At 59.6% G+C, this 12,125-nt stretch carries 10 protein-coding genes; 8 read left to right on the forward strand and 2 right to left on the reverse strand.

What is annotated here, in order from left to right; genetic code table 11:
- Positions 1–284: 284 nt before the first annotated feature.
- The 5 genes from dsbC to JIO00_RS05590 all read left to right on the forward strand — a co-directional run bounded on the left by dsbC (position 285) and on the right by JIO00_RS05590 (position 5,900).
- Complete coding sequence (gene dsbC, locus JIO00_RS05570) at positions 285–1,016, forward strand: bifunctional protein-disulfide isomerase/oxidoreductase DsbC (RefSeq protein ID WP_010462985.1); 732 nt, start codon at positions 285–287, stop codon at positions 1,014–1,016.
- A gap of 133 nt (positions 1,017–1,149) precedes the next feature.
- Positions 1,150–2,454, forward strand: a complete 1,305-nt coding sequence (locus tag JIO00_RS05575; protein ID WP_010462982.1) for a homoserine dehydrogenase — start codon at positions 1,150–1,152, stop codon at positions 2,452–2,454.
- Positions 2,455–2,563: 109 nt separating this feature from the next.
- Positions 2,564–3,973 carry a threonine synthase gene (gene thrC, locus JIO00_RS05580; protein ID WP_010462981.1) on the forward strand — a complete coding sequence of 470 codons (1,410 nt, stop codon included), beginning with the start codon at positions 2,564–2,566 and terminating at the stop codon, positions 3,971–3,973.
- A 121-nt stretch (positions 3,974–4,094) separates the two neighbouring features.
- Complete coding sequence (locus JIO00_RS05585; protein ID WP_077748290.1) at positions 4,095–5,450, forward strand: transporter substrate-binding domain-containing protein; 1,356 nt, start codon at positions 4,095–4,097, stop codon at positions 5,448–5,450.
- Positions 5,451–5,612: 162 nt separating this feature from the next.
- Entirely contained in the window at positions 5,613–5,900 is a 288-nt protein-coding gene (locus JIO00_RS05590; RefSeq protein ID WP_010462977.1) for a DUF3509 domain-containing protein, read from the forward strand.
- Positions 5,901–6,069: 169 nt separating this feature from the next.
- Here JIO00_RS05590 and JIO00_RS05595 read toward each other — a convergent pair whose 3' ends face one another.
- On the reverse strand, positions 6,070–7,029 hold the full coding sequence (locus tag JIO00_RS05595; RefSeq protein ID WP_049870738.1) for a TIGR02285 family protein: 960 nt from the start codon (positions 7,027–7,029) through the stop codon (positions 6,070–6,072).
- A complete protein-coding gene (locus JIO00_RS05600) occupies positions 6,977–8,176 on the reverse strand; it encodes a CaiB/BaiF CoA transferase family protein (RefSeq protein WP_200667780.1) in 1,200 nt (399 codons plus the stop codon). The genes JIO00_RS05595 and JIO00_RS05600 overlap by 53 nt, the downstream gene beginning before the upstream one ends.
- Before the next feature lie 147 nt (positions 8,177–8,323).
- Between JIO00_RS05600 and JIO00_RS05605 the strand changes: the two genes are divergently transcribed.
- The 3 genes from JIO00_RS05605 to JIO00_RS05615 all read left to right on the forward strand — a co-directional run bounded on the left by JIO00_RS05605 (position 8,324) and on the right by JIO00_RS05615 (position 12,016).
- Positions 8,324–8,866, forward strand: coding sequence for a YaeQ family protein (locus JIO00_RS05605; RefSeq protein ID WP_200667781.1), 543 nt, complete (start codon positions 8,324–8,326; stop codon positions 8,864–8,866).
- A 66-nt stretch (positions 8,867–8,932) separates the two neighbouring features.
- Positions 8,933–10,642, forward strand: a complete 1,710-nt coding sequence (recJ, locus tag JIO00_RS05610) for a single-stranded-DNA-specific exonuclease RecJ (protein WP_077748292.1) — start codon at positions 8,933–8,935, stop codon at positions 10,640–10,642.
- Between the two features lie 267 nt (positions 10,643–10,909).
- The gene (locus JIO00_RS05615) at positions 10,910–12,016 is read left to right on the forward strand and encodes an NADH:flavin oxidoreductase/NADH oxidase (protein WP_010462966.1); all 1,107 of its coding nucleotides are present in this window, start codon (positions 10,910–10,912) and stop codon (positions 12,014–12,016) included.
- Positions 12,017–12,125: the final 109 nt, after the last annotated feature.

Genomic DNA, 12,125 nt, shown 5'->3' on the forward strand with positions numbered 1-12,125 from the left:
GCTTGCTCCCGCTGGGGCGCGAAGCGATCCCAAAACTATGGACCACGGCTAATCAGGAAAATCGAGGTGCCTGTCTTACGACTGCTGCGCAGTCGAGCGGGAGCAAGCTCCCTCGCCACAACACGTGTTATCAGATACGCACCATTATGTGTGTTGCGTCAGGCGCATTCGGCCACAGGAGCCTTATGTGGTAGGCTTTGCCGGTTTGCACGATGGGCGGTTATGACCCGGTGTTTCGGCACGGGCGTTCTGATCGTCCCATTTGTCCGCCTTCAGGAGTTCTCATGCGTCTGACCCAGATTTTCGCCGCCGCAGCCATTGCGTTGGTCAGTACCTTTGCCGTCGCCGATGACGCGGCCGACAAAGCCATTCGTAAAAGCCTGGAAAATCTCCAGCTGGAAGTACCGGTAGAAAGCATCTCCGCCAGTCCGTTGCCGGGCCTGTATGAAGTCAAACTGCAAGGCAGCCGCGTGCTCTACGCCAGCGCCGACGGCCAATACGTGGTGCAGGGCTACCTGTTCCAGCTCAAGGACGGCAAGCCGGTCAACCTGACCGAGAAGACCGAACGCCTGGGCGTGTCCAAACTGGTCAACGCCATCCCGGTTGCAGAAACCGTGGTCTACCCGGCGATCGGCGAAACCAAATCGCACATCACCGTGTTCACCGACACCACCTGCCCGTACTGCCACAAACTGCACGCCGAAGTGCCTGAGCTGAACAAGCGCGGCATCGAAGTGCGTTACGTCGCGTTCCCGCGCCAGGGCCTGGGCTCGCCGGGTGACGAACAGTTGCAAGCGGTCTGGTGCTCGAAAGACAAGAAAGCTGCCATGGACAAAATGGTCGACGGCAAGGAAATCAAGGCCGCCAAGTGTGATAACCCGGTTTCCAAGCAGTTCGCTCTCGGTCAGTCGATCGGCGTGAACGGCACACCGGCCATCGTTTTGGCTGACGGTCAGGTCATTCCGGGCTACCAGCCTGCGCCACAAGTCGCCAAACTGGCGCTGGGCGCGAAATAATTCGCATCGTCACGGCCAGCCTTTGACGATCATGGTCCGGCGGTACCATTTGCCGGGCCATTAATAGAGAGCCGCGAGTATGCGGCTGTTTTCACGGCCGGCCTTGAGTCGGCCGTTTTATGGGGAGTTCACAGTGAAACCGGTCAAAGTAGGCATCTGTGGGTTAGGGACCGTCGGTGGCGGTACCTTCAACGTACTTCAGCGCAACGCCGAGGAAATTGCTCGTCGTGCCGGGCGTGGAATCGAAGTGGCACAAATTGCCATGCGCACGCCAAAGCCTCAGTTCCAAACGACCGGTATTGCGATTACCAACGATGTCTTCGAAGTGGCCACGAACCCTGAGATCGACATCGTTATAGAGCTGATGGGCGGCTACACCGTTGCCCGCGAGCTGGTACTCAAGGCCATCGAGAATGGCAAGCATGTGGTCACCGCGAACAAGGCACTGATCGCCGTTCACGGTAATGAGATTTTCGCCAAGGCACGTGAGAAAGGCGTGATCGTGGCGTTCGAAGCGGCTGTGGCCGGTGGCATTCCGGTGATCAAGGCGATCCGTGAAGGCCTGTCCGCCAACCGCATCAACTGGGTCGCCGGGATCATCAACGGCACCGGCAACTTCATCCTCACCGAAATGCGCGAGAAGGGTCGCACCTTCGAAGACGTACTCGCCGAGGCGCAAGCCCTGGGTTACGCCGAAGCCGATCCGACCTTCGACGTTGAAGGCATCGACGCGGCCCACAAGCTGACGATCCTGGCCTCCATCGCCTTCGGCATCCCGCTGCAGTTCGACAAGGCTTACACCGAAGGCATCACCAAGCTGACCACCGCTGACGTGAACTACGCCGAAGCGCTGGGTTATCGCATCAAGCACCTCGGCGTCGCTCGCAGCACCGCGTCCGGTATCGAGTTGCGCGTGCACCCGACGCTGATTCCGGCCGATCGTTTGATCGCCAACGTCAACGGCGTGATGAACGCGGTGATGGTCAACGGTGATGCGGCCGGTTCGACCCTGTTCTACGGCGCGGGCGCCGGCATGGAGCCGACGGCTTCGTCGGTGATCGCCGACCTGGTGGACGTGGTTCGCGCCATGACCTCCGACCCGGAAAACCGTGTGCCGCACCTGGCCTTCCAGCCGGATTCGTTGTCGGCGCACCCGATCCTGCCGATCGAAGCGTGCGAAAGTGCTTACTACCTGCGCATTCAGGCGAAAGACCATCCGGGCGTACTGGCCCAGGTCGCGAGCATCCTGTCGGAGCGTGGCATCAACATCGAATCGATCATGCAGAAAGAAGTCGAAGAGCATGACGGTCTGGTGCCGATGATCCTGCTGACTCATCGTGTGCTGGAACAGCACATGAACGACGCGATCGCCGCGCTGGAAGCCCTGGCAGGCGTGGTCGGTCCGGTCGTCCGGATCCGCGTCGAGCACCTGAACTAAACAAAAGCAGCGGCAAGCTGCGAGCTTCAAGCGACAAGTCAAAGGCACTCTGGCTTTTACTTGCCGCTTGTAGCTTGAGACTTGAAGCTCAAACCAAAGGTTTGCCCCTATGCGTTATATCAGTACCCGCGGCCAGGCACCGGCCCTGAATTTCGAAGATGTCCTGCTGGCCGGTCTTGCCACCGACGGTGGTCTGTACGTCCCGGAAAACCTGCCACGTTTCACCCAGGAAGAAATCGCTTCCTGGGCTGGCTTGCCGTATCACGAGCTGGCCTTCCGGGTGATGCGCCCGTTCGTTACCGGCAGCATCCCTGATGCCGATTTCAAAAAGATCCTTGAAGAAACCTACGGTGTGTTCTCGCACAGCGCCGTGGCACCGTTGCGTCAGCTGAATGGCAACGAATGGGTGCTCGAGCTGTTCCACGGCCCGACCCTGGCGTTCAAAGACTTCGCCCTGCAACTGCTCGGTCGTCTGCTCGACTACGTACTGGAAAAACGCGGCGAGCGCGTGGTCATCGTCGGCGCGACCTCCGGTGACACCGGTTCGGCCGCCATCGAAGGCTGCAAGCACTGCGAAAACGTCGACATCTTCATCCTGCACCCGCATAACCGCGTGTCCGAAGTGCAGCGTCGCCAGATGACCACCATCTTCGGCGAGAACATCCATAACATCGCCATCGAAGGCAACTTCGATGACTGCCAGGAAATGGTCAAGGCCAGCTTCGCTGACCAGAGCTTCCTCAAGGGCACGCGTCTGGTGGCGGTGAACTCGATCAACTGGGCGCGGATCATGGCCCAGATCGTTTACTACTTCCACGCAGCCCTGCAGTTGGGCGGCCCGGCGCGCTCGGTATCGTTCTCGGTGCCGACCGGCAACTTCGGCGACATCTTCGCCGGTTACCTGGCACGCAACATGGGCCTGCCGATCAACCAGTTGATCGTCGCCACCAACCGCAATGACATCCTGCACCGCTTCATGAGCGGCAACCAGTACGTCAAGGAAACCCTGCACGCCACGTTGTCGCCGTCGATGGACATCATGGTGTCGTCGAACTTCGAGCGCCTGCTGTTCGATCTGCACGGTCGCAACGGCGCAGCGATTGCCGGTTTGATGGACAGCTTCAAGCAGGGCGGCGGTTTCAGCGTCGAACAGGAACGCTGGACCGAAGCCCGCAAATTGTTCGATTCCCTGGCCGTGGATGACGCGCAAACCTGCGAAACCATTGCCGAAGTCTACGAGCAAACCGGCGAACTGCTGGATCCGCACACCGCCATCGGCGTGAAGGCCGCGCGCGAATGCCGTCGTAGCCTGGATATTCCAATGGTGATCCTCGGCACGGCCCATCCGGTCAAATTCCCGGATGCAGTGGAGAAAGCCGGCGTAGGAAAAGCGCTTGAACTACCTGCACATCTTTCTGATTTGTTCGAGCGAAATGAGCGTTGCACCGTGTTGCCGAATGATTTGAAAGCCGTGCAGGCCTTTGTCAGTCAGCATGGCAACCGCGGCAAGCCGCTGTAACCACTCAAAGCTGTCACATTTTGAAGCCCGTCTCCTGACGGGCTTTCTCATTTCTGCATGCCACACTTGTCGTGTTTTCGCCCCAGAAAGGATGGGCGAGTTGATTGCGAAGGAAGTGGTAATGCGGTTTTTCAGAGGGTTCAAACCAGCCGTGTGCTGGATGTTTTTGATCGGCGTCCTGGGCTTGGATCAAGCAGGGACGGCCGCGCAATTGGCGACGCCCGAGTCCAGGGGGGCGGGCGTCGGCGCAATCATCGAACTGGATGCTCAGGAACTGAGGTGGGTTGCCGAGCATCCGCAAGTCATCGTCTCGTCGGTGCAATACCCGCTTTATCTGTTCAAGGATGAACACGGTCAGTGGAGCGGTCTGAACAACGATCTGCTCAATCGCATCAGTGCCATGACGGGTTTGCAGTTTGTTCACGAGGAGTCGTTTTCCACCGACCAACTGCTCGGGCGTCTGGAAAGTGCCGAGGCGGACATGAGCACAACGCTGGCGATGAATGACGAGCGTAAGGCGTTCCTGGATTTCAGTCATGCGTTCGGTGGCGCTGGATGGGTGTTTGTCGGACGGGCAGACGCACCGGTCGTGCACTCCCTGGCGCAGTTGGCTAAAAGAGTGCTGGTGTTGCCGGCCCGGCACGCACTCGAAGGCACGATTCGCCGCGACTACCCGGCGATAGAGTTGCGCACGGTCAAGACTTACGCCGAGGCCAGAGCGCTGGTTGAAAGTGGTGAAGCCTTTGCCACCATCGAAAATGAAATCGGGGCGCAGCTCTATCCATTGGGGCAACTCAAGGTCGGCCGGGCCGTGGAGGGCAAGTGGGAGGCTGATCACCTCGCGGTACGCAAAGGCCAGTCGCCGCTGCTGAGCATTCTTAACAAGGCGCTTGAGGCCTTCCCTGCGGCCGACTTGCGGGCCATTCGCCTGAAATGGCTCAGCGGTATCGCGCCCGTCGAGTCGCCTTCTCGCTGGCGGCAGCTGACTCACTGGTTTTGCTGGGGCATGTTTATCGTCAGCCTGTTCGGTCTGCTTTCCTTGCTCTGGAATCGCAGGCTCGCGGCACTCATCAAGCAGCGCGCAGACGCTGAGAAGGGGCTGGGCGATCAGCTTGCTTTCCAGCATGCATTGATCGACGCCATGCCCGATCCGATGTTTGTTCGTGATCTGCAAGGGCGGTTGATCATGTGCAACAAAAGTTATGAGGAGAGCCTCTGCACCCGTTTTGACCAGGTTCAAGGGCGACGGCTGGTTGAGCTCGATGTCCTGCCGGCGGAAACCGCAGCGCTGCTGCATGCCGAATTCATGGCGCAGATGGAGACTCGAAAGCCACGCTTCAGTGAACGTCAATTGCTGTTCAACAACGGGGTCAGGGACATCTACCAATGGACGGTGCCGTTCTACAGCGTCGACGGCCAATTGCGAGGGTTGCTGGGGGGATGGACTGATATCGGTCACCGGACAAGGCACCTGTGAACAGGCTGTTTTTTCCCTGTCATCTTTTCCGTGCATGCTCTATCGACCAGGGACGCCGACGCGTCTGCACCTGGAATCCAGAACTTTCTTCTCGGGTCGGTGGTCATTTACTGTGAACACACCCCAGGCACTTTGTTTTCGGACTATTGAGTGGTGATCGAGATGGAAAGTATCAGTCTATTGCTCGGTGAGGCTCTGAGCCCGTATCAGGTCAAGCTGACCCCGTCGGGCGCCCATGGCGAATGCCTGGTGACACTGAAGAATGCGACCGGCGCGATCGTGGTCGAACGGGCGTTCAACCAAGCCCAGTTAACCGATTACCGTCTGCTGACGGATGTCGTCGACGGCTTGCACCGCGACGTGCTGATTGCCGAAGGACGGCTGGAACCCTGCGTCATCGCGGCGCTGCGCAATGCGGCTCAGGATAAGGTCCTGGCCAGTCGAAATTGAATTGTTCTTTTGTGGGAACCTTCCTGCGCTCAGGTCGTCAGACCATGTAACAGCAGGATCAAGCATTGTGCTCCGGTGCTTGTAGCTTGCTGCCACTGGTCTTTATGTAGGCCACGTTTAACCCCGAGTCGTCTCCCCACTTCTCGGGGTTTCTTTTGCCTGCGATTTGTCATTGCCCAGCCTGATTCTCGAAAAAGGCTTTGGCTTCTTTCAGGTAGTCGTTGCGTCTTTCGGGGTCCAGCCACTCAGCGTACAGCTGGTCCAGTCGCTCATGGGGCAGGGTGCGTAACAGTTCATTGATCTCTTGGATGGCCTTGCGGCCCTGGACTGTACCGGAGCAGCCAATGTGCCCCGACAGGTATTTGCCCGTGCCCTTCACCGGGTAAAATTCCAGCTGATCGTCGGCGATGTGCTCTCGATTAGCCTGATAGCGAATTTCCGGCCAGTACCCCAGAACCATTTGCAAACGGCCCAGGCGCTGCATCTGCAACAGACTGGCAAGGGCATCGTTGCCGTAATGGGGAGCCAGTGCGTCCGGTGGCGCCAGTTTCAGCAGCGTGTCGAGGACTTGGCCGTAACTGCGCTCGGCGACGACCCCGATTTTCTTTTGGCCACTGGCCAGCAGAGCCGCAAGATCGACTTCGCCGTCGATCAGAAAAGGATCCAGCTGCGCGCGGTCTTCCCGGCGGACGACAAGTCCATTGCTCACCGCGCGGAAGGCCGGAATGGAGAACGCAATCCATTGTTCGCGCTCTTTGGTCCAGACCAGTGACGGATCGCAGGTAAACGATTCTTCGCGGAGCATTTGCATGGCGCGGGCCCGGTTGACTCGCATCAGGGTGTGCTCGTATTGCGGCATCCCGGCTATCAACAGCGGCAGGATCTGATCGACAATCCCCTGACCTTTTTTCGGACCTTCAAAGATCATCGTGGGTGGCAAGTCGCGGAGTAACCAGATCAGCGTCGCTTTGGGTTGTGCCCAAACGGGTGTCGCCAGCGCGGCCAATAGCCCCAATACCGCCGCTGTACGCCAGTTGCGGGTGTTGTGAGTGGCTGTTGAAAGCAGGCGTTTCAGCTTAGATGGCCCCGTCTTCGCGCAGCTTGGCAATCTGTTGCGGGTCGTAACCAAGATCGTTGAGTACCTGCGCGTTGTGCTCGCCTAACTGCGGCCCGACCCATTCGCAATCGCCGGGTGTCTCAGAGAGTTTCGGCACAATCCCCGGCATCTTGAAGTCTTTGCCGTCCGGCAGCTTGGCCTGCAGGAACATTTCCCGGGCCAGATACTGCGGGTCACTGAACATGTCTTCGGCGCTGAAGATCCGACTGACAGGTACATCGGCCTGATTCAGCTGCGTGAGCACGGTGTCCAGCGGCTGCGAATTGACCCAGCGATCGATCACCCCGTAAATCTCGTCACGGCGGCTGTCGCGGCCATCGTTGCTGGCCAGCACCGGGTCGTTGGCCAGGTCTTCGCGACCGATGACCAGCATGAAGCGTTTGAAGATTGCATCGCCATTGGCGCCTATCTGCACATGCTTGCCGTCGGCGCTGGTGTGAATCGAGGAGGGCGTGATGCCTGGCATGATGTTGCCGGTGCGCTCGCGAATGAAACCGAACACATCGAACTCCGGCACCATGCTTTCCATCATGGCGAAGATTGCTTCATACAGCGCCACATCAACCACCTGGCCCTGGCCACCGTTGACCTCGCGGTGACGCAACGCCATCAGTGCGCCAATCACACCCCATAGCGCGGCAATCGAGTCACCGATGGAAATCCCGGTGCGCACCGGTGGCCGGTCTTCGAAACCGGTGATGTAGCGCAGGCCGCCCATGGATTCACCAACGGCGCCAAAACCGGGTTGATCCTTCATCGGCCCGGTCTGGCCGAAGCCCGACAGCCGTACCATCACCAGTTTCGGGTTGAGGGCGTGCAAGACGTCCCAGCCCAGGCCGAGTTTTTCCAACACGCCAGGGCGAAAATTCTCGATCAGGATGTCCGCTTCGGCCAGCAGCTTTTTCAGGATTGCCAGGCCGTCAGGGTGTTTCAGGTTCAGGGTCAGGGATTTTTTGTTGCGGGCCTGGACGAACCACCACAGCGAGGTGCCTTCGTAGAGTTTTCGCCATTTGCGCAGCGGATCGCCGCCGTCGGGGGATTCGATCTTGATTACTTCGGCGCCGAATTCACCGCAAATGCGCGAGGCAAACGGGCCGGCGATCAAGGTGCCCAATTCGATGACTTTCAGACCTGAGAGCGGTTTGGCGGTGAGCGGCATGCTGGATCCTGTAGGACAAAGGCTGAGCGGATATAGCCTTTTAACATAGCCCAACGTCAGACGACCAAGGTTGATCGCCTTCTATTCGTTGATTGCCTACTGCATCGGTTAGACTTGCCGCCTTTCCTCGTATCAAGAAGCCCGTTCATGGCCCAGCCGTCCACGACCTACAAGTTTGAACTGAACCTCACCGACCTCGACCGCAGCATCTACGAGACCGTGAAGCAGACCATCGCCCGTCACCCTTCGGAAACCGAAGAGCGCATGACCGTGCGGCTGTTGGCCTACGCCTTCTGGTACAACGAGCAGCTGTCATTCGGTCGTGGTCTGTCAGACGTGGATGAACCTGCCCTGTGGGAAAAGAGCCTGGACGACCGCGTCCTGCACTGGATCGAAGTCGGCCAGCCGGACGCCGATCGCCTGACCTGGTGCTCGCGCCGTACCGAGCGCACCAGCCTGTTGGCTTACGGCAGTCTGCGCGTCTGGGAAACCAAAGTGATCCCCGCGATCAAGAACCTGAAAAACGTGCACATCGCAGCCGTGCCTCAGGACATCCTGGAAACCTTGGCCAAAGACATGCCCCGCGTTATCAAGTGGGACGTGATGATCAGCGAAGGGACGATTTTCGTCACCGACGACCGGGGTCAGCATGAAGTCCAGTTGCAGTGGCTGAGCGGCGAGCGCGGCTGATTTTTCGCCGTTTGTCCGTTTGATCCGGTTTTATCCTACGTATTCAAGAGAAGCACCTGTCACCCCATGCGCATCGAACCTCGCCTGTTGCCCGACACCCTGCCATTCCTCGGCGATCTGCCGCCGCTGCTGACGCGTCTTTACGCGGCGCGTGGCGTGCAATCCGAGGCGGAACTGGACAAGAGCCTGGCGCGGTTGATCCCGTTCCAGCAGCTCAAGGGCATGGATGCGGCGGTGGATTTGCTGGTCACGGCGTTGGAACAGCGCCAGCGGATTCTGATTGTCGGCGACTTCGACGCCGATGGCGCGACCGCCAGTACCGTGGGCGTGTTGGGTTTGCGGCTGCTGGGCGCGGCACATGTCGATTATCTGGTGCCGAACCGCTTCGAGTATGGCTATGGCCTGACCCCGGAAATCGTTGAGGTGGCGCTGACGCGCACGCCGCAGTTGCTGATTACGGTGGACAACGGCATCTCCAGCGTCGAAGGCGTGGCGGCAGCGAAAAAGGCAGGCCTGAGCGTGCTGGTCACCGACCACCACCTGCCCGGCGACGAACTGCCGTTAGCCGATGCCATCGTCAATCCGAACCAGCCGGGGTGCGAATTTCCGAGCAAGGCACTGGCCGGCGTCGGGGTGATTTTCTATGTATTGATGGCCCTGCGCGCACGCTTGCGTAGCCTCGGCTGGTACGCGAGCACGCCGCAGCCGAACATTGGCGAGCTGCTGGACCTGGTGGCGCTGGGCAGCGTCGCCGACGTGGTGCCGCTGGATGCCAACAATCGGATTCTGGTGCACCAGGGCCTGGAGCGGATTCGCGCCGGCCGCGCCCGTCCGGGCATCAAGGCGATTCTCGAAGTCGCCAAGCGCGAACCGGCACGCATCACCTCGACCGACCTGGGCTTCATTGTCGGCCCGCGCCTGAATGCGGCGGGGCGCCTGGATGACATGAGCCTGGGCATCGAATGCCTGATCACCGACGACGCCGGGTTGGCGCGGGAAATGGCCGTGCAGCTTGACGGCATGAACCAGGACCGCAAATCCATTGAGCAGGGCATGCAGCGTGAAGCGCTGGCTCAGCTCAAGGATTTGCCGGTCGAATCGATGCCGTTCGGCCTGTGCCTGTTTGATCCCGAGTGGCACCAGGGCGTCATCGGCATCCTCGCTTCGCGTATGAAAGAGCGCTATTTCCGTCCGACCATTGCCTTTGCCGATGCTGGCGATGGTTTGCTCAAAGGGTCAGGGCGTTCGGTTCAGGGCTTTCATATTCGTGACGCCTTGAGTGTGGTGGCCGCGCAGCATCCGAACCTGATCAGCAAGTACGGCGGCCACGCCATGGCGGCCGGTCTGACCTTGCCGGAAGCAAATTTTCCGTTGTTCGCCGAGGCCTTCGACGCTGAAGTGCGCCGGCAATTGCGCGAAGAAGACCTGACCGGGCGTCTGCTGTCGGACGGGGTTTTGGCGGTCGAAGAATTCCATCTCGAACTGGCCCGTGCGCTACGCCATGCCGGACCTTGGGGGCAGCACTTCCCTGAACCTTTGTTTCATGGCGTGTTTCAGTTGGTTGAACAGCGCGTCGTCGGCGAGCGACACCTCAAAGTGGTGCTCAGAAGCGAATGTGGCTCGGTGAAGCTCGATGGCATTGCCTTCGGCATCGACCGCGACATTTGGCCGAATCCGACCATCAAGTGGGTGGAATTGGCCTACAAACTCGACCTCAACGAGTTTCGCGGGAACGAGACGGTGCAGCTGATGATTGCCCACATCGAACCGCGTTGAGCCCTTCGCGAGCAGGCTCACTCCTACAGGATTTGCACAAAACCTGTGGGAGCGAGCCTGTTCGCGATAGCGATCTTTCTGACACCGAATCCCTCGGAACCCTCCCTCATCCCCCGATGTCGACTAGGCTCTAAGCACTGCTTGATTATCCTTGTGACGTCTTGTCCAATTTTTGCCCGCGGGGGCGGGTGCTGCGCCTTTTTCCTGTCACTCGTCGACTTTTCAAACAGAACCCTGGAGCCTGCCCACTGATTCGAGAGGTGCCCCATGAGTCTGCTGCTTGAACCCTATACCCTTCGTCAATTGACCCTGCTCAACCGCATTGCCGTATCACCGATGTGCCAGTACTCCAGCGTCGATGGGCTGGCCAATGACTGGCACCTGGTCCACCTCGGCAGCCGCGCCGTCGGCGGGGCCGGCCTGATTTTTACTGAAGCCACGGCGGTCACGGCCGACGGGCGCATCACCGCCGAGGACCTCGGCTTGTGGAATGACGAACAAATCGAACCCCTGCAACGCATCACGCGCTTCATCGCCGCTCAGGGCGCGGTGGCCGGTATTCAACTGGCGCACGCCGGGCGCAAAGCCAGCACCCATCGGCCGTGGATCGGCAAGCATGGCAGCGTCAAACCCGAAGACGGCGGCTGGGTGCCGGTAGGGCCGTCGCCGATTGCTTTCGACCCGCAGCACACACATCCCAAGCAGCTGGATGAAAGCGAGATTGCTGAGGTCATTCAGGCCTTTGTCGCCTCAGCCAAGCGAGCGCTGACTGCCGGTTTCAAAGTGGTCGAAGTCCATGCCGCTCACGGTTACCTGCTGCATCAGTTTCTTTCGCCCCTGAGCAATCAGCGACGCGATCAATATGGCGGTTCGTTCGAGAACCGGATTCGGCTGGTGCTGCAAGTCACCGAGGCGGTGCGTGCTGTCTGGCCGGAAGAGTTGCCGGTGTTTGTGCGAGTGTCGGCCACCGATTGGGTGGAAGATGGCTGGAACCCTGATGAAACAGTGGAGTTGGCGCGGCGCCTGAAAGATCTGGGTGTGGACCTGATTGACGTCTCGTCGGGCGGTACGGCGGCCAACGCCGAAATTCCTACAGGGCCGGGTTACCAGACCCGATTTGCCGAACGGGTGCGCAAGGAGTCAGGCATCGCCACCGGTACGGTCGGAATGATTACCGAACCGGCCCAGGCCGAACACATCTTGCGCACCTGCCAGGCGGACATCATCTTCCTTGCGCGGGAACTGTTGCGCGATCCGTATTGGCCGCTGCATGCCGATGATGATCTGGGCGGTCGCAAGGCGATCTGGCCGGCGCAGTATCAGCGGGCGACCCATCGGGATCAGCCGATTCATGAGTCGGATTTGCGAGACTGAATTCGGCTGTAAAAGCAAAAAGCCCCGATCGCTGTGATCGGGGCTTTTGTGTTTCTGTGCCGAAACATTTGTCGTCTGTCAGACCGTCTTCGCGGGCAAGCCTCGCTCC

This window comes from Pseudomonas sp. SW-3, assembly GCF_016615645.1.
In the GTDB taxonomy this organism is placed as follows: Bacteria; Pseudomonadota; Gammaproteobacteria; order Pseudomonadales; family Pseudomonadaceae; genus Aquipseudomonas; species Aquipseudomonas mandelii.